22 protein-coding genes and 1 tRNA gene are annotated in these 21,038 nt (G+C 61.9%); 9 read left to right on the top strand and 14 right to left on the bottom strand.

Translation table 11 applies throughout. The features are described 5' to 3' along the window. Positions 1-65: 65 nt before the first annotated feature. Positions 66-734 carry a Bax inhibitor-1/YccA family protein gene (locus HNO53_RS10365; RefSeq protein ID WP_209478361.1) on the bottom strand — a complete coding sequence of 223 codons (669 nt, stop codon included), beginning with the start codon at positions 732-734 and terminating at the stop codon, positions 66-68. A 109-nt stretch (positions 735-843) separates the two neighbouring features. Continuing rightward, positions 844-1,287, bottom strand: coding sequence for an NUDIX hydrolase (locus tag HNO53_RS10370; RefSeq protein WP_209478363.1), 444 nt, complete (start codon positions 1,285-1,287; stop codon positions 844-846). An 82-nt stretch (positions 1,288-1,369) separates the two neighbouring features. Here HNO53_RS10370 and HNO53_RS10375 point away from each other — a divergent pair. Together HNO53_RS10375 and nhaD are read left to right on the top strand one after the other, a co-directional pair. Further along, positions 1,370-1,459, top strand: a tRNA-Ser gene (locus tag HNO53_RS10375). Between the two features lie 169 nt (positions 1,460-1,628). Then, positions 1,629-3,113 carry a sodium:proton antiporter NhaD gene (gene nhaD / locus HNO53_RS10380; protein ID WP_209478365.1) on the top strand — a complete coding sequence of 495 codons (1,485 nt, stop codon included), beginning with the start codon at positions 1,629-1,631 and terminating at the stop codon, positions 3,111-3,113. A gap of 61 nt (positions 3,114-3,174) precedes the next feature. Here nhaD and HNO53_RS10385 read toward each other — a convergent pair whose 3' ends face one another. The 4 genes from HNO53_RS10385 to HNO53_RS10395 form a co-directional block, all read right to left on the bottom strand. Continuing rightward, complete coding sequence (locus tag HNO53_RS10385; RefSeq protein ID WP_209478367.1) at positions 3,175-3,435, bottom strand: hypothetical protein; 261 nt, start codon at positions 3,433-3,435, stop codon at positions 3,175-3,177. A gap of 127 nt (positions 3,436-3,562) precedes the next feature. Then, positions 3,563-3,649 (bottom strand): small membrane protein YohP, encoded by an 87-nt coding sequence (locus HNO53_RS21695; RefSeq protein WP_474082802.1) that lies wholly within the window; start codon positions 3,647-3,649, stop codon positions 3,563-3,565. 30 nt (positions 3,650-3,679) lie between these two features. Further along, positions 3,680-3,886 carry a DUF2795 domain-containing protein gene (locus HNO53_RS10390; RefSeq protein ID WP_209478369.1) on the bottom strand — a complete coding sequence of 69 codons (207 nt, stop codon included), beginning with the start codon at positions 3,884-3,886 and terminating at the stop codon, positions 3,680-3,682. A gap of 143 nt (positions 3,887-4,029) precedes the next feature. Continuing rightward, a complete protein-coding gene (locus HNO53_RS10395; protein WP_209478371.1) occupies positions 4,030-5,736 on the bottom strand; it encodes a potassium/proton antiporter in 1,707 nt (568 codons plus the stop codon). Between the two features lie 141 nt (positions 5,737-5,877). Here HNO53_RS10395 and HNO53_RS10400 point away from each other — a divergent pair, with 141 nt between their 5' ends. Beyond that, positions 5,878-7,143, top strand: coding sequence for an ABC transporter substrate-binding protein (locus HNO53_RS10400; protein WP_209478373.1), 1,266 nt, complete (start codon positions 5,878-5,880; stop codon positions 7,141-7,143). A gap of 6 nt (positions 7,144-7,149) precedes the next feature. Here HNO53_RS10400 and HNO53_RS10405 read toward each other — a convergent pair whose 3' ends face one another. The 3 genes from HNO53_RS10405 to HNO53_RS10415 all read right to left on the bottom strand — a co-directional run bounded on the left by HNO53_RS10405 (position 7,150) and on the right by HNO53_RS10415 (position 10,760). Further along, entirely contained in the window at positions 7,150-7,932 is a 783-nt protein-coding gene (locus HNO53_RS10405; protein ID WP_209478375.1) for an alpha/beta fold hydrolase, read from the bottom strand. A 43-nt stretch (positions 7,933-7,975) separates the two neighbouring features. Further along, entirely contained in the window at positions 7,976-8,647 is a 672-nt protein-coding gene (locus tag HNO53_RS10410) for a 7-cyano-7-deazaguanine/7-aminomethyl-7-deazaguanine transporter (protein ID WP_209478377.1), read from the bottom strand. Between the two features lie 202 nt (positions 8,648-8,849). Further along, positions 8,850-10,760: a propionyl-CoA synthetase gene (locus HNO53_RS10415; RefSeq protein ID WP_209478379.1), complete on the bottom strand. Its 1,911-nt coding sequence runs from the start codon at positions 10,758-10,760 to the stop codon at positions 8,850-8,852. Positions 10,761-11,128: 368 nt separating this feature from the next. On the opposite strand from HNO53_RS10415, the gene HNO53_RS10420 reads away from it, so the two are divergent. Beyond that, entirely contained in the window at positions 11,129-11,449 is a 321-nt protein-coding gene (locus HNO53_RS10420) for an ArsR/SmtB family transcription factor (RefSeq protein WP_209478381.1), read from the top strand. Positions 11,450-11,467: 18 nt separating this feature from the next. On the opposite strand, the gene sohB is transcribed toward HNO53_RS10420, so the two are convergent. Continuing rightward, positions 11,468-12,508, bottom strand: coding sequence for a protease SohB (sohB, locus tag HNO53_RS10425; RefSeq protein WP_209478383.1), 1,041 nt, complete (start codon positions 12,506-12,508; stop codon positions 11,468-11,470). A 145-nt stretch (positions 12,509-12,653) separates the two neighbouring features. Here sohB and HNO53_RS10430 point away from each other — a divergent pair, with 145 nt between their 5' ends. Further along, positions 12,654-12,965: an SCP2 sterol-binding domain-containing protein gene (locus HNO53_RS10430; protein WP_209478385.1), complete on the top strand. Its 312-nt coding sequence runs from the start codon at positions 12,654-12,656 to the stop codon at positions 12,963-12,965. Positions 12,966-13,019: 54 nt separating this feature from the next. On the opposite strand, the gene nudC is transcribed toward HNO53_RS10430, so the two are convergent. From nudC to HNO53_RS10450, 4 genes are read right to left on the bottom strand one after another with little or no spacing between them, the layout of a single operon-like run. Next, positions 13,020-13,805, bottom strand: coding sequence for an NAD(+) diphosphatase (nudC, locus tag HNO53_RS10435; protein ID WP_209478387.1), 786 nt, complete (start codon positions 13,803-13,805; stop codon positions 13,020-13,022). Next, positions 13,792-14,556 (bottom strand): DNA polymerase III subunit epsilon, encoded by a 765-nt coding sequence (gene dnaQ / locus HNO53_RS10440; RefSeq protein WP_209478389.1) that lies wholly within the window; start codon positions 14,554-14,556, stop codon positions 13,792-13,794. Before dnaQ ends, nudC begins: the two co-directional genes overlap by 14 nt. Positions 14,557-14,559: 3 nt before the next feature. Further along, complete coding sequence (rnhA, locus tag HNO53_RS10445; RefSeq protein WP_209478391.1) at positions 14,560-15,054, bottom strand: ribonuclease HI; 495 nt, start codon at positions 15,052-15,054, stop codon at positions 14,560-14,562. Further along, positions 15,041-15,832 (bottom strand): class I SAM-dependent methyltransferase, encoded by a 792-nt coding sequence (locus HNO53_RS10450; protein WP_209478393.1) that lies wholly within the window; start codon positions 15,830-15,832, stop codon positions 15,041-15,043. Before HNO53_RS10450 ends, rnhA begins: the two co-directional genes overlap by 14 nt. 174 nt (positions 15,833-16,006) lie before the next feature. On the opposite strand from HNO53_RS10450, the gene gloB reads away from it, so the two are divergent. From gloB to HNO53_RS10470, 4 genes are all read left to right on the top strand, one after another. Beyond that, positions 16,007-16,774 carry a hydroxyacylglutathione hydrolase gene (gene gloB, locus HNO53_RS10455; protein WP_209478395.1) on the top strand — a complete coding sequence of 256 codons (768 nt, stop codon included), beginning with the start codon at positions 16,007-16,009 and terminating at the stop codon, positions 16,772-16,774. Positions 16,775-16,828: 54 nt separating this feature from the next. After that, positions 16,829-17,989, top strand: a complete 1,161-nt coding sequence (locus HNO53_RS10460; RefSeq protein ID WP_209478397.1) for a transglycosylase SLT domain-containing protein — start codon at positions 16,829-16,831, stop codon at positions 17,987-17,989. A 112-nt stretch (positions 17,990-18,101) separates the two neighbouring features. Beyond that, entirely contained in the window at positions 18,102-19,937 is a 1,836-nt protein-coding gene (locus tag HNO53_RS10465) for an extracellular solute-binding protein (RefSeq protein WP_209478398.1), read from the top strand. A 26-nt stretch (positions 19,938-19,963) separates the two neighbouring features. After that, positions 19,964-21,037 carry a microcin C ABC transporter permease YejB gene (locus HNO53_RS10470; protein WP_209478400.1) on the top strand — a complete coding sequence of 358 codons (1,074 nt, stop codon included), beginning with the start codon at positions 19,964-19,966 and terminating at the stop codon, positions 21,035-21,037. Position 21,038 lies beyond the last annotated feature (1 nt).

Raw genomic sequence — 21,038 nt, forward strand, 5'->3', positions numbered from 1 at the left:
CGATTCCTGCGTTCTCAAACACGCAGGCCCCGCACTGGCGGGGCCTGGTACGGCACTTGCCTGACTCAGTCGCTACTCATGATACCGAGCAACGATAGCAGGCTGACGAAGAGATTGTAGATCGAAACGTACAGCGTAATGGTGGCCAGGATGTAGTTGGTCTCGCCGGCACGGTGCACGATTTCGCTGGTCTGGAAGAGAATGGCAGCCGAGGCGAACAGCACGAAGCCGGCCGATACCATCAGCATCAGGGTGGGGATCTGGAAGATCAGGCCCGCCACCATGGCCAGGATCAGCACGATGGCGCCCGCCATCAGGAAGTTGCCGAGGAAGCTGAAGTCCTTCTTGGTGACCAGGGCCACGGCCGAAAGGCCAATGAAGGTAAGCCCGGTCATGGCTAGGGCGTTCATGATCAGCGCAGCCCCGTTGGGCAGCGCCAGATAGGCACTGAGAATCGGGCCGAGAGTGAAGCCCATGAAACCGGTGAAGGCGAAAGTTGCCAGCAGGCCGGCGGCCGAATTGGCCGTCTTGTGCACCAGGAACATCAAGCCGTATGCGCCGATGAAGAACACGAAGATGTTCATTCTTTCGACGCCCATGGCCATGGCGGCACCCGCTGTGACGGCGGAGAACAGCAGTGTCATAGCCAGCAGTGCATAGGTATTGCGCAACACCTTGCTGGCGCTGACGGCCTGTGACGAATGCTGTGCCACATGTGTGTCGTGATAGGCCATTGATCCAGAGCTCCCTGTGATTGATCTTGGTTGATCTCTGCAGTGGACCAAGGATGCCGTTGCTTGGTTCCCGACGCAAGTCCTTAGTTCTGCACGACTCAACGCCTCTTCATCGGCGTTGCCCGCCTTCCAGTAGCTCGAGGGCCACCTGACGTGCGCTGGCGCATAGGTCAGATGCTTCCCTGATGTGTTGCGCTTCCAGCCAGTGAATTTCGCTTGCATCGTCGCCTGCGACGGCATTGCCCGCCACCCGGCGACATGTCACCACCACGATGATGAAGTGGCTGAGCAGGTACCCTCCTTTATCATACTGTAGCTGATCGATGGCGGTGACCACACGCTGGGCTTCGGCAACCAGGCCGGTTTCTTCGTTCAGCTCGCGCACGGCTGCTTCGAATAGCGTCTCCCCCGATTCGATTCGCCCGCCTGGCAGCGCCAGCATATCGTCATGGGGAGGATGGCGGCGGCGAACCATCAGTACCCTGCCCCGTTCCACCACTGCCGCCGCGACGGCAGGGGTTGGCTTCACGCCTTCCGCGTCATGCTCAGCCATGCCCTGCCCTCTCCTCTGGTGTTGCATGGTGAAACCCACTTGACCTTGTGAGTGTAACTGGTAATATTCGCCCCCGTGAGCCGGAGGGATGGCAGAGCGGTTGAATGCACCGGTCTTGAAAACCGGCAAGGGTTAACGCCCTTCCAGGGTTCGAATCCCTGTCCCTCCGCCACTCTTTTTCCTGAAAACCCCTGCGATGTCAGGGGTTTTTTATTGACTAATGTCTACCTCCCAGTCGCCTCTACTCCTTCCGGATAACTGTTGCACCGCAACAGGGCATGGTAAAATTCAGGCGCTTTCTTCACCTCTCCCTGAAAAATTAACCAACAGGAACATCACCCATGCCAACTGGTTGCTGTAAACAAACCAGGCTACGGAATTTTTTCCGTTGGCCGAGCATCCTATTGCTGGCTTTTGCCATCCTGCTGTTCAGTCCTGCCGCTTTGGCGGTCACCGGCAGCATGCAGTTGACCGATTCGGCGGTAGGCTTTGCCGCGGTCATTATCTTCGTTCTTGCCTATGCGCTGGTAATGGCCGAAGAGAAGATTCACATGCGCAAGTCCAAGCCGGTGCTCGTGGCGGCGGGACTGATCTGGGGCATGATCGGCTGGGTCTATGTACAGTCTGGCATGCCCAACGAGGCCGAACATGCGTTCCGCGAGGTATTGCTCGAGTTCACCGAACTGATGCTGTTCCTGCTGGTGGCGATGACCTACATCAACGCCATGGACGAGCGTCGCGTGTTCGATGCGCTGCGTTCCTGGATGACTCGCAAAGGGTTCAGCTACAAGCAACTGTTCTGGCTGACCGGCGGCCTGGCCTTCGTGATTTCCCCGATTGCCGATAACCTGACCACGGCCATGCTGATGTGTGCGGTGGTCACGAAAGTGGCCGAGGGCGACAAGCGCTTCATCAATCTCTGTTGCATCAATATCGTGGTGGCTGCCAACGCTGGAGGTGCCTTCAGCCCCTTTGGCGACATCACCACGCTGATGGTCTGGCAGGCGGGCATCGTGCAGTTCTACGAATTCTTTGATCTGTTGGTGCCGTCACTGGTCAATTTCCTCATTCCGGCCGTGGTGATGAGCTTCTTCATCAACAACCGCAAGCCGGAAGAAGTCTACGAGGACGTCTGGCTCAAGCGGGGCGCGCGTCGCATCATTGCGCTTTTCCTTTTCACCGTGGCGACGGCGGTGGCCTGTCATACCCTGCTGCACTTGCCACCGGTACTGGGCATGATGACCGGCCTGGGCTACCTGCAGTTCTTCGGTTACTTCCTGCGCATGACCTTGCCCCGCTCGCTCGAGAAAAAGCGCATCCGCTATACGCAGCGCGGTGACGAGCGCAAGCTGCGTCAACTGGGCAGTGTGGTGCCGTTCGACGTCTTCAACCGCGTGGCTCGCGCCGAGTGGGATACCCTGCTCTTCTTCTACGGCGTGGTCCTGTCGGTGGGCGGCCTGGGCTTCCTGGGGTACCTCGGTCTGCTTTCCGAGGTGCTCTACAGCGGCTGGGATGCCACTTGGGCCAACATCGTACTGGGAGTGGTTTCCGCCGTGATCGATAACATCCCGGTGATGTTCGCGGTGCTGACCATGGAGCCTGAAATGTCTCACGGTCACTGGCTGCTGATCACCCTGACCGCAGGGGTCGGCGGCAGCCTGCTGTCGATCGGTTCCGCTGCCGGTGTGGCACTGATGGGTCAGGCGCGCGGCAATTACACCTTCCTGGGACACCTGCGTTGGGCGCCGGTCATTGCGCTGGGCTACGCTGCCAGTGTCGCTGCCCATCTCTGGCTAAATGCAGGCAGTTTCGCCATCCACGGCTGAAGAACCGACTGCCCGTCACAACCCATGCGCCCGGCTTCGGCCGGGCGTCGTTGTTTCCGGCTCAGTTGCCCAGCATCATCACGCTGGCCGGGGCGAAGAAGAGCACATAGCCGACGATCATCCCGATGCTTGCGCCTTGCCGGCTATGTATGCGCCCCAGTAATGCGCCAACGAAGGCCAACAGAGTCGGTACCAGCATACCGCCAAAAGCCAGGAAGAGGTCGTGGTTGGCATCGGGCGGCCAGCCCAGTATCACGAAGAGAAATGTACCGATGACATGACCCGCCAGTAGAACGAGCCACTGTCGAGGTGTAAACAACATCGCAAGCTCCACTCAACGTCGTTGCCGGCATACTGACATACTAGCGAAATGCGACCGTGTCTTGCGATGCAGCAGTACCTATCGAGCCTTGAGCAGCGCAGCCGCCCAAGGCAAGAGCACATGATTGTCAGAAAATGAGCATCAGCAAGCCTATAACGACAACCAAGCCAATGAGGAAAATGATGCCGACTGTGCTGGCTAGGAACTTGAGCATACCGCTCTCCTTGTTATGCGAGTGAAGGGCTCATTCGACCTCGCCTACCCCCTTGGTCACATCGGCCATGCTCTCGTATTCCTGTTCCGGCAAGCGACGTATGACCTCCAGGACATCGTCTTCCGCTCCATTGGCTTGGGCTTGCGTGACCAGATCCTCACGCTGAGCCGGAAAATCCACGCCTTGCAGGTGATGCGTAATGTTGGCGGGTGAGCGACCCCCGAGTCCTCGCGTCATGATGACCTCCGTCAAATCCCGTTGAACGAAATGGTATCGAAGAAGGTAGCTGTCACCTGTGGGGGCGACAAGCGAGGCGGGTAGCACAGCCCGCCGAAGTGGGCCGGTGCCAGCCGTTGCAGAGGAAGTGCAGCTCACGACGGCTAGTAAAGGCGCAAGCCGACCCGGGTGACGCGATTGCCGTCCATTTCGCTGATGACCCAATGGATGCCATGCCAGTCGACGTCGTCCCCCACGACGGGGTGGCCGCCCACTCGCAGCGATACGAACTCGGCAAGGGTCATGGCGCTCTCCCCCGGGCTCAGCGTAAGCCCGTAGACGCCGGCGATGTCCTGCATCAGCGCATCGCCGTCGAAGGTGAAGGTACCGAAGAAGGCTCGTTCGCGCTTGAGCTTGGCATCGCCGCTGAAGAGCCGGTTGAGAGCCGGCAAGTCCTCGCTGCGCCCAATGACGCAAATGACATCGCCGGCCTTGAGCCGGGTGCTGCCCTTGGGATGCAGCATGGCATGCTGGCGGAAGAGCGCCGAGATCACCGCGCCTGAGGGAAAGCGCAGAAGGCGAATGGGGACATCGTCCAGATCCTGATTGTCCACCCTGTAGACGAACAACTCATAATCGTTCTCGGGCAGGATTCCCAACGGGCCGCGGTGGTCCGGTGTCACGCCGAGAGGGACTTCCACCTTCGTCCAGCGCGCCATCAAAGGCAAGGTGCCGCCCTGGATCAGCAGCGACAGCAATACCACGGCGAAGGCAACGTTGAAGTAGAGGGCAGCATTTTCCACCCCGCCGATGACGGGGAAGATGGCGAGCACGATGGGGACAGCTCCGCGCAGCCCTACCCATGAGATGAAACCGATCTCGCGCCAGCGAAAGCGAAAGAAGGGTTTTACCGTGAGCAGCACCGCAAGTGGTCGGGCAATGAAGATCAGGGCCAGCGCCACTAGCGAGGCCGGCAAGGCAAACTCGAGCAGCCCGGAAGGATTGACCAGCAGGCCCAGGATCAGGAAAAGTCCGATCTGGCTCAGCCACGCCAAACCGTCATGCACCGGAAGGATGAAGTTGAGATGTCGGCCTGGCTGGTTGCCGATCATCAGCCCGGTCAGGTAAATCGCCAGGAAGCCACTCCCGCCAAGAAAGCTGGTCGCGCCGAAGACGCAGAAGCCCAGGCCCAGGGCCAGCAGCGAGTAGAGGCCCGGGGCGAGGTCCAGCCAGCGCAGCAGCTTGGCACTTAGCCAGCCACCGCCCAGGCCGATCAGCGTGGCAAGGCCGAACTGCAGCACCATGAACCACACGGTCTCGAGTGGACCGCGGATGTCGCCTACCAGCAGCTCGACCAGTAGCAGGGTCAGGAAGATGGCCATGGGATCGTTGGTACCGGACTCGATCTCGAGCGTGGCGCTGACGCGCTCGTTGAGGTGAACGCCACGTCCACTGAGCATCGAGAATACCGCTGCCGCATCCGTCGAACCGACGATGGCTCCCACCAACAGACCCTGAGCCAGCGTCAGCTCGAAGACCCACATGGCAAATACCCCCACCAGTCCGCTGGTGACGAAAACGCCAAGTGTGGCCAGCGACAGGGCGGGCTTGAATCCGACGCGGAAGGTCTTGAGGCGTGTGCGTAGGCCCCCGTCTAGCAGGATCATCGCCAGCGCGAGATGGCCGATCAGAAATGCCAGCGAGTAGTCATCGAACTGGATGCCGAGTATCCCCTGCTCGCCTGCCAGCATTCCCAGCCCCAGGAAAATCAGCAGAAGTGGCAGCCCCACCATGGAAGAGATGCGGCTGGCCACGACGCTTAGGGCGATCAAGAAACCGGAGAGCAGGAAAAGAGTATTGATGGTGTCCATGCATGACCTCGAGCTGGGATACCACATTATGCCACGTGTGCCCGAGTCGAAGCAGGCGACGCCTCGGCTAGCCATGGCAGGCGCGACAACGATAAACTAGCTGCTTACCGATGCTTACGTATTGCCTGGAGATCGTCATCCATGGCCAAGTCCCATCGAAGCTGCATGGTTCGCGCCCTGGCTGGAACGATCGCAATGCTGGTGCTGCCGCTTTCTCTCCCGCTCATGGCCGACCCTGACCGGGATCCCGTGCCGCTTCCCGCTCCGCCGCTTCATCTCGATAGCGTCGTCAAGGTGCCTGCCCCACTGCTGGACACCGAGACCCTGGCGTCGAGTGAAGCCTCGGCCGTGGTCGAGGTACCTCCGGCGGTCGAGGGCCCGGGGGTCCTCGACCGGCTGCTGCCAAGCGAGCATCCCAGTGAGCGGGAACATGAGGGCGAGCCGGCGCTGGAAGTTCCCGCCGTGGTCAGCGAACCCGCCGACCCCATCGTGCCACCGCCCACCACTCACCTCTCCATCACTCTCGACTGGTATCTCAATCCTCAGCATGCCGCCCTGCTCGTGGCGCGTGAGAAAGGCATGTTTGCGCGCCGTGGGCTGGAGGTGACGCTGGTCGTGCCGGCGGATCCCAGTGTTCCGGCCAAGCTGCTGGCGGCCGGACGCACCGACCTGGCGCTAGGACGTCAGCCCCAGCTGCACCTCCTGGTCGACAGGCAGATGCCTGTGGTGCGCGTGGCGACGCTGGTCGCAGCTCCCGTTTCCGGGCTGGTGTTGAGCGGTGCCAGCGAGAGTGCCGGCAATGACTTTGCGCTTGAGGGGCTGCGCATCGGGGTGACTGACAGTGATGGGCGCGACGTGGTGCTGGCCTTTATGCTGACCGAGTTGCTGGGCATGGCCAAGGGTCTCGAGCTGGTAGGGCTCGAGGAACTTGGTTATTCCGCCGTCGAAGCCATGCGTGAGCAGCGAGTCGATGGGCTGATGATGCACCATCGCTATCTGCTGCCCCGCCAATTGGCCGATGAAGGCATAATGACGCGGACGCTACCGAGCGAGGCCAATGGGCTGCCTGCCCACGATGGCTTGATACTGATGGCCAACCGTGACCAGCTCAATGGCAAGCGTGATGCCGTGCGCCGCCTGGTATCGGCCCTCGACGAGGCCGCACTGTGGATCGTCAACCATCCACAAGAGGCTTGGGCGCTACTGGAGAAAGCCGAGCCCGCACTCGCCGGTCAGGCCGGGCAGGACGCCTGGGCAGACATCTATCCTCGCCTTGCCCTGCAGCCGGCGGCCGTGGATCACGGACGCTACCTGCGTTTCGAGCAGTTCCTCCACGAGGCGGGCGTCGTCGAGACGATGACGCCGCTGGAGCGGCTCGCCATCGACCTCGGCACTTCGGCGCCTTGAGGTTCGTCAAGCGTCCAGCGAATCCAGAAATTCCTCGACCGCTGCTTGAAACGCCTCGGGCTGTTCGGCGTGCAGCCAGTGGCCGGCTTCTTCGAGGGTTACCAGCCGCGAGTTGGGCAGCACGTCACGCAGATTGGCCAGTGCCGAGTCCGGCACGTAGTGTGATTTACCTCCTCGCAGAACCAGCACCGGCCCATCGAAGGCTGCCTCTCCGGCGGGCGCCTGCATGATGTCCGGGTAGCCGGCTTCGATCTGGTCCAGGCCGATTCTCAGTGCCAGCCCGCCGTTCTCTGCCCGCTCCAGGTTGGTGGCCAGAAACAGCCGGACGGGTCGCTCCTCGACATGCTCGGCCAGCAACTCGTCGGCTTCCCGCCGGTTTGCCGGGTTGCCACGCTGCAGGTACCTGAGCCCGGCGAAGATGGCGTCGTGGCCGTGCCCGTAAGCTTGCGGTGCAATGTCTGCCACGATCAGCGAGGCCACGCGTTGCGGTGACAAGCGCGCCAAGCTGATAACGACTTTGCCCCCCATCGAATGGCCGAGCAGGTGCGCCTTGTCGATGGCCAGACGATCCATCAGGGCCAGCAGGTCGGCCGCCATCTCGCGATAGCTCATGCCCTCGGCGTGCGGCGAGCGGCCGTGGTTGCGCAGGTCGACCGCCACGACCCGTCGCCGGGCCTGCCACTGCTTGACGTGTGAACGCCAGTTGTCGGCGCTGCCCAGCAAGCCGTGGACGACGACGAGAGGCGTGCCCTCTCCGCCAGTGTCGTGGTAGTTGAGTTCGACGCTCATCACTCCTCCGCGTGGTTGGCTTGACGATTCATGGGGCTGGCGCTCAGAGATGCTGCGGGGCAAGGTCTTGCTGCCCGGTAAATGACACCAGTCTACGACTCAGCCAGGCCAGTAGCAGGCCATACAAGGGCAGGAAGAACAGCAGGCTGATGCCGAGCTTGATCACGTAGTCGACCGCAGCGATTTCGACCCAGTGCGCCGCCATGAAGGGATCGGGGCTGTGGTGGAACGCGATGAAAAAGAAAGCCGCCGTGTCGGCCAGGTTGCCCAGTACGGTGGAGACTGCCGGTGCTATCCACCAGGCGCGCAGGGTACGCAAACGATCGAAGACCTGAACGTCGAGTAACTGGCCCAGCACATAGGCCATGAAGCTCGCCATTGCGATGCGCGCGACGAACAGATTCCACTCCCCCAGCGCCGCCAATCCAGCAAAGCTTCCTTGGGGGAAGATGACCGAGACGGTATAGGAGATGAACAGCGCAGGCAGCATGACCCGCATGATGATGGCCCGGGCCGGCTCCTTGCCGAACAGCCTCACCGTGAGATCGGTGGCAAGGAAGATGAAGGGAAAGCTGAATGCGCCCCAGGTGGTATGAAATCCGAACAGCGTGAAGGGTAGCTGCACGAGATAGTTGCTGGCTGCGATCACCAGAATATGGAACGACACCAGCAACAGCAGGCAGCGGCGTTGCTGCGCTTGCGACAACAGGAACATGAGTGAATCCTTTTTGGCGGCCATGGCATGGCCGTGTTTACGGACGAGGGGTGAGGGAACCCTCGCTGGCATCCGACGGAATCGGTTGCCGGAGTAAGGTGCGGATTATACGTGGCGAAGTGGCGCCGGCCAATCCGGGAGCGATGGCCAATAGCCATTGCGCCGCCCTAAGGCGACGCAATGGGCTTCCTGTGCAGGCAGCTCAGACCTGGCGAGCTTCGTGCGCGGCGCCAACGTCACGCGCCTTCATGGCCTCATGCACGTCTTCCAGGCTGGCGGGATCATCGATGGTAGAAGGTACTCCGTACTCCTTGCCGTCGGCGATGTTACGCAGTAGTTTGCGCAGAATCTTGCCCGAGCGGGTCTTGGGCAGTCGGTTGACCACCAGGACCTGCTTGAAACAGGCGACCGGGCCGATTCTCTCGCGCACCAGGGCGATCAGCTCGTTCTCGAGCGCGACCTCGTCGCCGTCGAAACCGTCCTTGGGTATCACCAGACCGACAGGAATCTGGCCCTTGAGAGCATCGTGGATGCCGATCACGGCACACTCCGCGACCGCCTTGTGCGCTCCAACCACTTCTTCCATCTCTCCGGTCGAGAGTCGGTGCCCAGCCACGTTGATGACGTCGTCGGTGCGGCCCATGATGAACAGGTAACCCTCCTCATCGAAGTAACCACCGTCGCCGGTCAGGTAGTAGCCGGGAAATGCCGCCATGTAGGCACTGTGAAAGCGCTTCGGGTCACCCCATATGCCTACCAGGCAGCCAGGCGGCATGGGCTGCTGAATGACTACGCTGCCCTGCTCCATCGGCCGGGCCTGCTCGCCGTCGCGATTCAGGATCTGTACATGGAAACCCGGTACGGGCACGGTGGCGCTGCCGGCCTTGGTAGGCATCGGTTCCAAGCCGTGCAAATTGGCGGCGATCGGCCAACCGGTCTCGGTCTGCCACCAGTGGTCGATCACCGGTACCTCGAGCAAGTCGTCGAGCCAGTGGAACGTCGGTGGGTCGAGGCGCTCGCCGGCGAGGTAGAGCGCTCTCAGGCATGAGATGTCGTACTGCGGCAACAATGTGCCGTCGGGGTCCTCTTTCTTGATGGCCCGGAAAGCCGTGGGGGCGGTAAAGAAGCTCTTGACCCGGTACTGGCTGATCAGGCGCCAGAAAGCGCCTGCATCAGGCGTCTTTACCGGCTTGCCTTCGTAGACGACCGTAGTGCACCCGCGCAACAGAGGGGCATAGACGATGTAGGAATGCCCCACCACCCAGCCGACGTCCGAGGCGGAAAAGAACACATCTCCTGGTGCCACGTCATAGATGGTCTCCATGGAGTAGTGCAACGCCACAGCGTAGCCTGCCGTATCACGAACGACGCCCTTGGGCTTGCCCGTGGTGCCCGAGGTATAAAGCACATAGAGCGGATCGCTGCCCTTGACCGGCACGCAATCGGCCGGCGTGGCTTTTTGCATCAGTTCCGCCCAGTCATGGTCGTGCGGGCCGAGTTTGGCGCGCTGCTGCTCGCGCTGCAGATAGACGCAGGCGTCGGGCTTGTGCTCACTGTGCTCGATGGCTGCCTCGATATTCGGCTGGTAGGGAACCACACGCTCGACCTCGATGCCGCAGGAGGCTGCCACCACCACCTTTGGTTGGGCATCGTCGATGCGGACGGCGAGCTCGTGCGGGGCGAAGCCGCCGAACACCACGGAGTGCACCGCGCCCAGGCGAGCGCAGGCGTACATGGCCACCAGCGCCTCGGGCACCATGGGCATATAGATAACGACCCGGTCGCCCTTGTTGACGCCGAGCTCCTTCAGCGCGCCGGCGAACAGCGCCACTTCATCGCGCATCTCGCCATAGGTCAGGGTACGCTTGCCACCGGTGACCGGTGAGTCCCAGTAGATGGCAGGCTGGTCGCCGCGCCCCTGCGCCACATGATGGTCCAGCGCGGCGTGACAGATATTCATCTCGCCGTCCACGAACCAGCGAGCATGGCCCTGGTCGTCGTATTCGAGAATGGTACGAGGGGGGGTAAACCATGGGATCCGCTGCGCCTGGTCGGCCCAGAAGGCTTCCGGCTGGTCGATGGAGCGTTGGAATTCGGCTTTGTAGGTTGTCATGAGCGTCCTGTCCGACATCGCGTGGCACTGAGATTGTTGACACTCTAGAGGTTTCTGGCGAAATTTCCTTCATACCATCGGCTAATTTGCTCAAAATCAGGTGTTAAAGCTTCAGTGCCCCTCTTTATTGTTGACAATGAGCAAAGAATTCAAGAAATGCGTGCCGACTAGGTTGATTCTTCGTTTGACAGCCGCGGAGTCACTATCAATGATGACTAAATCAGCAATGCCATGACCAAACTTGGGCACTGCCGGATCGCAATGTCTGCGACAGGTGGATTGCGCTCTCTGTCGTGGGCCGGGTAGCCGCCCGAAGCCGCCTGACCCGAGCCAGGACATGGCCCGGGCAGCAACACGGGGAGATCATCATGAGCACCTCGCACAGCGCTGCATCCCGCCTTCTCCAGGCCGGCAATCCAGCCATCGACCAGGCCACCGCCCTACTCAAGGCGCTGGCGAACGACAACCGGCTGCGCATCTTGTGCCTGTTGGATGGCTCCGAGCTTTCGGTGACCGAGCTCAACCAGCGCCTGGCGTTGAGTCAGTCGGCGTTGTCACAGCATTTGGCCATTCTGAGACGCGAGGGTCTGGTGTCGACGCGCCGAGCATCGCAGACCATTTACTACTCGCTGCAGGGAAAGCAGGCTCGCGAGATGATCGGCGCCCTCGTCAAGCTACAGGAAGCTTGATGACCCAGTCAGGACGGCTCAGCGCTTTTCCCAGCGGCTTGCATCGAGTCGCTCCACGAGCCGTTCGATGCCGCCCTCAACGCCTTCCCGGACAGCCATGCCGAGTCGTTTTCCCAGCGGCTGTCGAGCTTCCAGACGCAGGCTGACGACGCGTGCTTCCTTCATCCGCTCCACGAGATAGGCCTCGCTGGTACCCAAGACATCCGCCAGCCCCTTCTCGAGCGCGTCGCGCCCATACCACACCTCTCCCGTTGCCACTGATTCGATATCCAGCCTCGGGCGACGCTCGACCACGTGCTGCTTGAACAGCTCGTGAATATGCTCGAGATCCGATTGAAACTTCTCCCGCCCTTCTTCGGTATTCTCCCCGAAAACGGTCAGCGTGCGCTTGTACTCGCCGGCCGTGAGCAGCTCGACGTCGACATCATGACGCTTGAGCAGCCGGTGTACGTTGGGTAACTGGGCCACGACGCCGATAGAGCCCAGGACGGCAAACGGAGCGACTCGCAGCTGATCTGCCGCACATGCCATGAGATAGCCCCCGCTGGCCGCCACCTTGTCCACGCATACCGTGGTGTTGAGCCCCGCCTCGCGCAGCCGGTCGACCTGAGCGGCTGCCAGGCCATAGGCATGCACCAGGCCTCCCGCCGATTCCAGTCGGATCACGACTTCATCTCCTTCGCTTGCCGCCGACGTCACCGCAGAAATCTCCTCGGCGAAGCGGTCCACTGCCGTGGCCCTGAGGTCACCGTGGAAATCCAATACCCATACCGTGCTGCGAGTTTCGCCGGCCTGCTTGCGGCTCGCACGGGAGCGGCTCTTGTCGTCGCGACGAAAGGCCTTGGCCAGACGCTTGCGGGCGTTCGGCTCAGTGGCGGCCAGCGCCAGGCGTCGACGACGGTACTCGAGGCGATCGTTGAGCTCATCGATGCGCAGGCGGACGCGCTCTCCTGCCTCGTTCCTGATGCGAGCGACCACCACGACCGCCACCACGACCAGCAGGGTCAATATCGACATCTGTACGACGAATCGCCCCATGTCCATTAGCCATTCATTCACGTCGCCACTCCGTTTTCGCATTGATAGCCCAATCGTGACGTCGCACGGCGGCGCTGGCAACGGGCTTGATTGAAACAACTGTTTGAAATAACCTCTGTCACTCGGGTTCCCCTAACCACTCGATCCCCATGAAGGAAAGATTCCCATGTCCACCTCGACACTAGATAAACTGCAAGAGCGCTTCGACCCACAGGCTGCCAAGGGCATGGACGATGTCTTCCAGTTCCATTTCAGCGACAACGGCAGTCACTACCTGGTGGTCAAGGATGGCACACTGTCGATCGAGGAAGGCGAGCATGACGATCCCTCGGTATCGCTCTCCATGAGCAGCGAGACGCTGAAGGGCATCATGACCGGCGAGGTCAACGGCATGACGGCGTTCATGACCGGCAAGCTCAAGGCAACGGGCAACGTAATGCTGGCCACCAAACTGACCAGTCTGTTTCCGAATCGCTGATCACCGAGCCTGCCTTGCACAACGGGTCGCCAATTGGCGGCCCGTTGCATTTCGTCAGCTTCGCTGGACGATGCCGTCGGCCACCTCGGCCAGATGGGTTTCGATCAATGCGCGGGATATTGAATACGGCGGCGGCAACTGCGGTAGCCGCTTGGGGTGGAACCATGCCGCATCGGCGATCTCTATGCCATCGATCCGAATGCGACGGCTGGCCGCTTCGGCAAAGAACCCCAACATCAGAGCATGCGGGAAAGGCCAGGCTTGGCTGCGGTAGTACCGTATTCGTCCCACACTGACGCCTACCTCCTCATGGATCTCGCGATGGACGGCCTCCTCGGCCGACTCCCCCGGCTCGATGAAGCCTGCCAGGGTGGAGTAGCGCCCCGGTGGGAAGCGTGGGCTGCGAGCCAGCAGCATGGCGTCGCCGTGGGTTACCAGAGTGATGATGCACGGCGAAATGCGCGGGTAGTTGCGGTGTCCGCACTGGTGGCAGTGCATGGCGAACTCGGCGTCTAGCCGGGCGGCGGACGCTCCGCAGCGGCCGCAGAAACGGTGATCGCGAAGCCAGGCGGCGACCTGTAAGGCCGTGGCGATCAACGGAAACCAGGACTCGGGGAGTCGGGTGAGCCATTGGCGGCCATCGGGCCAGCTCTCTCCACCATGCTCCTCCACCGACAGAGCGATCGGCTCGTCGTGCCAGTAGGCCAACGGTTGTACGCTCTCTGGCCAAGGCTGCGCCTGCTGGAGGGGCGTATCGTCCGGGCCTGGGGCAATGCGCCCGGAAGCGACCCGGATGACTCTGCCGCCGGTAACGTCTAACGGCAGCTCACGGCGTAGCATCGCGGTTCCCCTGAGGCGGGTCCATCAGCGCATCCCACTGACAGCTGCCCGCTACCTGACGAATCTGCTCGAGCTTGGCCTGGTGCGCTGCGTGTTCCTCATCGCCTGGGCGCAGCACGCGAAGGCGGCCGGCCGGAAGATCCATGCGCCGGATCGCCAGGCCGCTGGCCATGGCCTGGCTGTCGCTCCGCTCTTCGGCATCCAGCGATAGCGCCGTCTGCCCGCCGGTCATGGCCAGGTAGACTTCCGCCAGAATCTCGGCATCGAGCAAGGCGCCATGCAGTACGCGATGGCCGTTGTCTATCTCGTACCGCTTGCACAGCGCATCGAGGTTGTTGCGCTGACCGGGATGCCGTTCACGGGCCAACTGCAGGGTGTCGAGGATGCGGCAGTGCTCCGCTACCGGCCCCAGGCGCGGCTCGCCACGTGAGCCCAGCAGCAGCGTGAATTCGTGATCGATGAAGCCGACGTCGAAGGCGGCGTTATGGATCACCAGCTCCGCGCCGCGAATGAACGCCCAGAAGGCATCGGCGACTTCGGCGAAGACCGGTTTGTCGACGAGATACTCGTTGGTGATGCCATGCACCTCGATGGCCTCTGCCTCGACCATTCGCTGCGGGTTGATGTATTGATGGTAGGTATTGCCCGTCAGGCGCCGGTTGACGAGCTCCACGGCACCGATCTCGATCAGACGGTGGCCTTCGCGCGGGTCGATGCCGGTGGTTTCGGTATCCAGAACGATCTGACGCATGGGCTAGGACTCGGGTTGGGGGGTGGTAGACGTTTTGCCGCGGCTCCAGTGAGCGTCGATGGCGGCATTGGCCAGCGCGTCGGCTCGCTCGTTGCCGGGATGGCCGCTGTGGCCCTTGACCCAGTGCCAGTGGATACGATGACGATGCGTTTCCTCAAGCAGCTCCCGCCACAGCTCGGCGTTTTTGACCGGTTGTCTGCTGGCCGTCTTCCAGTTGCGCTTCATCCAGCCGTGAATCCACTCGGTGATGCCGCGGCGCAGGTACTCGGAGTCAGTCCACAGCTCGACGTCGCAGGCTTGCTTGAGCGTTCGCAGCGCCATGATCGCGGCCATCAGCTCCATACGGTTGTTGGTAGTTGAGGCCTCGAAGCCGTTCAGGGTCTTCTCGTGTCTGCCGCTGTTCAGAACGGCTCCCCAGCCCCCCGGGCCGGGATTGCCGCGACAGGCTCCATCGGTATGAATGATGACCTTGGGTAAGGGCTTGTCAGTGGCACTCAACTTCGGCTGTCCTTCTGCTCGGTTCTGGTGCGGCACCGCCGATACGCGTGGCATGACCCAGCGCACCACCGCCCAATGTGCTATGCAGCCTCAAGCTGGGACGCTGGCTCTGTGCGAGTCGGCTTCGGCGACGGGCATGAATGATGTAACTGTCGCCCAGCGGCACGTTGTGGCGGCGTCCCAGCGTTTCCAAAGCGGCGTTGCTGGGTGGGCTGCCGGGCAGGTGAAAGCCGCAGTAGTCTACCCGCTCGACGCGGAAGTCGACAAACGCAAGCCAATCGCTCAGCTTGGACGGTGTGCGCCAGTGCCCACGCCAGGGCAGGTGGTTGCGGCGTCCCGGTGTGAGACGAGCCAGGCCGCCCAACCCCAGCGGCATCCAGCCGAGTACGACCAGGCATCCATCGTCCGCGGTGATTCGGGCAGCTTCCTGGAGCAGGCGATGGGGTTCATCTACGACCTCCAGCAGATGGTGAACGAGGACCAGATGGAAACACTCGTCGGGCAGCGCGAGGGCATCCAGCGGACACACCAGAGTAGAGGAGCCTTCAGCCAGTTCCGCCGTCGGTGCCCAACGTACGTTGTGGCGAATGGGCGACATGTCGGTAAGCGAAGGGCCCATGCCGAGCTCCAGGCTGTGGCCACCATGCAGGCCTTCGCAGATCGGTCCCAGGCAGGCCCGCTCGGCCCGCCAGTGCGCCTGGCCGTCCTCGCTGGTCCAGTAACGACTCCCTTCCCGATACAGCCGTGCCAGGGCGAACGCTTCATGCGAGTTTGACATTGCTGACCAATACCTCCATGATCACCGGTTTTGCAGGCATTTCCGGCATCTTTGCCGTGCACGGCCCTCGTCGAGCGAACGCTCACGCTGATGCGGCCGTGCCGCCGGGTGCGAGGAACGGGCCAACGACCGCCACTCACTTCGGTTGACGACGCGACGAAGGACAGACTGCCTATGCTGAGCGTGACACCGATTCCCGCTTTAAGCGACAACTATATCTGGCTCATGCGCCAGGATACGAGCCCCGAAGTCTGTGTCGTGGATCCTGGCGATGCAGAGCCGGTCGTACGAATTCTCGAGCAAGAGGATCTCACTCTCGGCACCATTCTCGTCACCCATCATCATCCCGATCATATCGGTGGCTTGCCGCAGCTCATCGATCGTTATTCGCCGCGAGTGATCGGCCCCGACAACAGCGCCATCGACGGTCTGACGGAACGTGTCGGGAAAGGCGATACTTGCCGGGTCATGGGAAGACGCTTCGATGTTCATGAAGTACCGGGCCATACCCTAGATCATATCGCCTTCTTCACCGCCGGCATCCCACCGCTGCTGTTCTGTGGCGACACCTTGTTCGCGGCCGGCTGCGGTCGCCTGTTCGAAGGCAGCCCAGAGCAGATGTACCGTTCCCTGCAGATACTGGCTGCACTGCCGGACGACACACTGGTGTTCGCTGCGCACGAATATACCCTGGCCAACCTCCGGTTTGCCCAGGCGGCCGACCCGAACAACCGGGACGTTGCCGATGCCATTGTCGAAGCCCAGCGTGCCCGAGATCTCGACCGCCCTACCCTGCCGAGCCATTTGGCCCGGGAGAAGCGCATCAACCCGTTCTTGCGCTGCGGTGACCCGGATGTGCGCGCCACGGCGGCAAGGCACGGCGATACCGATACCGACCAGGCCACTTTCACCACCCTGCGTGCCTGGAAAGACAGTTTCTGAAAATCGACGCATCCCATGGGCAACGTGCCCTGCACGTGCCTTGAAGGAGAACGCATGACCTACCGAACGACGCGGCAGTGGACCTTGACCCTTGCCGGAGGTATCGCTTTGATCGGTGCGCTATCGGCGACTAGCCCGGGGCTACTGGCAAGTCCTCACCCCGGGGCTACGCCGGCCCAGCCGACGCACCATTTCTGGGATGACCTGAGCCTCGAGTTCCGCCCCGGTGACGCCTGGGAGAGGTTGCGCGACAACCTGGAATGGCATGATCGCCGCCGAGACGCCCGTGTTCAGGAGTGGATCGATCATTACCGAGCCAACCCGGGCAATATCGTCGAAATCATCGAGCGTGCTCGGCCGTGGATGGCGTGGATCACCGAGCAGGTAGAACATCGGGGGTTGCCCGGCGAGATCAGCCTGATCCCGTTCGTGGAAAGTTCTTACGATCCCTTGGCCCGCAGCCATCGCGGTGCCGCCGGCCTATGGCAGTTCATGCCCGGCACCGCCGATGCCCTGGGCTTGCATCGCCATAACGGCTACGATGCTCGCCTCGACGTTATCGCCTCGACCCAGGCCGCGCTGGACTACATCGAGCTGCAGGCCGAGCAATGGTACGAGGGCGACATCGAACTATCGCTGGCGGCTTACAATGCCGGCGCCGGCACGGTCAACCGGGCGCGGCACGCCGCGGCGGCACGGGGTGAACCCAGCGATTACTGGCACCTGCAGTTGCCTGGCGAGACGATGAACTATCTGCCCAAGCTCAACGCCATTGCCGCGATCATCGACGATCCCGAAGCCCATGGCGTCACGCTGCCCGAGATCGACGACGCCCCGGCTTTCGCCAAGGTGCCGATCACGGCACCCATCAGCCTATCGCAGTTGGCCAATGTTGCTGGCGTGGATCAGTCGGAACTGGCAGCGCTCAACCCCGCGCTGACCCATGGCAGTGCCAACCCCGCCACGGTCGACGTGGTACTGGTGCCCATCGAGCAGGAGCAGGCGATACTGGCCGAACTCAGTTCGCCGTCATCCCGCTCGGTTCCCCGGGATGGCGCGCAGTACCTCGTCCAGCGTGGCGACAGCCTCTCGGCCATTGCCAACCGCCACGGCATCAGTGTGGCCGAATTGCGCCGCCATAATGGCCTGGACGGTGACGTCATCCACGCCGGCCAGCAGCTCGACATTCCCCATCGCAGCCTGGCGGCACGCTGAACGTGAGGACGTCCATCCGTCGCACATCGAGGTTTACAAGCGCCGGATGGCCTGACACCTTATGGCGGTAACGCCCGTAATGCCGGGCCAGTTTCCACCAGGGATGTCATTGATGCGGTTCGTCTTGCGTACCACTCTCGTCTTATGTCTCGTGCTTGGCTGGGGGGCTTCGTCGTTCGCCACCGAAGCCAAGGAAGTCCCTACGGTACATGGCCTGGCGCTTTACGACGAGCCGGCCCTCCCTGCCGACTTCAGCCACTTTCCCTACGTCTTCCCCGATGCCCCCAAAGGCGGCAGCATGACCCAGGCCGCGGTGGGCAGTAGCTTCGACTCGACCAACCCCTTCATCATTCGCGGCACGCCGGCGATCGGCATCGGTGACATCTACGACACCCTGCTGGTGGAAAATCGTGATGAGCCGTTCAGTGTCTACGGGCTGTTGGCCGAAGGGATTCGTCTGGACCCGGATCGCTACTGGATCGAGTTCGACCTGCACCCCGAGGCGCGCTTCCATGACGGCGAACCCGTCACCGCCGAAGACGTGGTCTACAGCTTCCATCTGCTTCTGGACGAGGGCAATCCCTTCTATCGCGGCTATTACGCCGACGTGGAGAGCGTCGAAGCGCTCGACCCTCATACCGTGCGGTTCGAGTTTGCCGCCAACCACTCCCGCGAGTTGCCGCTGATCGTGGGCCAGCTGCCGGTCCTGCCCAAGCACTACTGGGAGGAGCGAGACTTTTCCAGCCCTACGCTGGCCCGACACCCCGGCTCCGGGCCCTATCGAATCGCCGAGGTAGACCCCGGGCGACGCATCGTCTACGAGCGTGTGGACGACTACTGGGGGCGCGATTTACCTGTCAATGTGGGCCGGCACAACATCGACCGCCTTATCTACGATTACTATCGGGACCGTGACATCGCCTGGGAAGCCTTCAAGGCCGGGGTGCTGGACTACCGTATCGACGCACGGGCCGCCACCTGGGCCATCGGCTACGATTTTCCGGCCTATCACGAGGGCCTGATCGAACGCATCACCGTTCCTGACGGCCAACCGTCCCGGATGCAGGCCTTCGTGTTCAACCTGCGGCGTGACAAGTTCCAGGATCCGCGCGTGCGCGAAGCGCTCAATCTCACCTTCGACTTTCCCTGGCTCAACGCCAACATCTTCTACGGTACCTACAAACGCACCGAGAGCTATTTCCAGAACTCAGACATGGCTGCCGAGGGGTTACCGAGCGACGCGGAACTCGAGCTGCTCGAGCCCTTTCGCGACGAGTTACCGGAGCGGGTCTTCACCGAGCCACTGCCCATCGACCATCCCGAGGACCTTCGCGAGCGGCTGCGACTTGCCTATGACCTGCTGATCGACGCCGGTTATGAAGTGCGCGACGATACCTTGGTCGACGCCGAGAGCGGCCGCCCGCTTACCGTCGAGGTGATGCTTTACGACAGCGGCATGGAGCGCGTGGTGCAGCCGATGCTGCGCAATATGTCGCGCCTGGGCATTCGCGGTACCCTGCGCATCGTCGACATCAACCAGTATCTCAACCGGCTGCGGGGATTCGATTTCGACATCGTCGTCGGCCAGTTTCCGCAGTCGAACAATCCGGGTAACGAACAGCGCGAATACTGGACCAGTGAATTTGCCGACAGCCCCCAGAGTCGCAATCTGATGGGGCTCGAGAATCCGGCCGTGGATGCACTGGTGGAGCAACTGATTCGTGCCGACAGCCGCCAGGAACTCAACACCGTGGCTCGCGCACTGGATCGAGTGCTGCGCTGGAGTTTCATTACCATTCCCCAGTACCACTCCGGCGAGACACGGATCGCCGTTTGGGACAAATTCGGATACCCGCAGCCCTTCCCCGAATATGGGCTAGACCTCGCCGCCTGGTGGGTCGATGCCGAGCGCGAAGCCGAGATCAACCAGCGCCTGCGCCGCCGCTAGGCCGATGCCCATGAGGATGACCTGACGTGAGCCGCTATATCCTGCGACGTTTGCTGCTGATGATACCCACGCTGGTGGGTATCATGCTGCTCAACTTCATCATCGTCCAAGCCGCGCCGGGCGGGCCGATCGATCAGATGCTCGCTCGCTTCGAAGGCGTGGACAGCATGGCCAGCACACGCCTCGACGCCGGCGGAGGCGACGTGGTGGTTCGCGACGAGTCGCGCGGTGCCCGTGGTATCGACCCGCGCTTCATCGAACAGCTCGAGCAGCAGTTCGGCTTCGACAAGCCCGCCCACGAACGCTTCCTCGGCATGATGCGTGATTACGCGACCTTCGACTTCGGTAACAGCTTCTTCCGCGACCGCCCCGTCGTCGAACTGATGATCGAGCGACTGCCGGTCTCGGTCTCGTTGGGACTCTGGACCACGCTGCTGGTCTATCTCATTTCGATACCGCTGGGGATCCGCAAGGCGCTGCATCACGGCTCACGCTTCGACGTCTGGTCGTCGGGGTTGGTGATCGTGGGCTATGCCATCCCGGGCTTTCTCTTCGCCATCCTGCTGATCGTGCTATTCGCCGGCGGTAGCTATTGGGATCTGTTTCCGCTGCGCGGCCTTACCTCACCTGATTTCGACGAACTCTCACTCTGGGGCAAGATCAAGGACTACTTCTGGCACATCACTCTGCCGGTAACGGCCATGACCATCGGCAGCTTCGCCACCCTGACCATGCTGACCAAGAACAGCTTTCTCGACGAGATCCACAAGCAGTACGTCCTGACGGCGCGCGCCAAGGGCGCAAGCGACCGCCGTACCCTGTACGGTCACGTATTTCGCAACGCCATGTTGATCATCATCGCCGGACTGCCTGGCGCCCTGGTGACCATCTTCTTCACCGGGTCGCTGCTCATCGAAGTCATCTTCTCACTGGAAGGACTCGGACTGCTCGGCTTCGAAGCCGTGATGCAGCGTGACTACCCGGTGATCTTCGGAACGCTGTTCCTCTACACCCTGATCGGGTTGATCCTAAAACTGGTGTCCGACCTTACTTACGTATGGGTGGATCCGCGCATCGATTTCGAGACACGGGAGTCCTGAA

The sequence above is a fragment of the Billgrantia antri genome (genome assembly GCF_017868935.1).
GTDB lineage: Bacteria > Pseudomonadota > Gammaproteobacteria > Pseudomonadales > Halomonadaceae > Halomonas > Halomonas antri.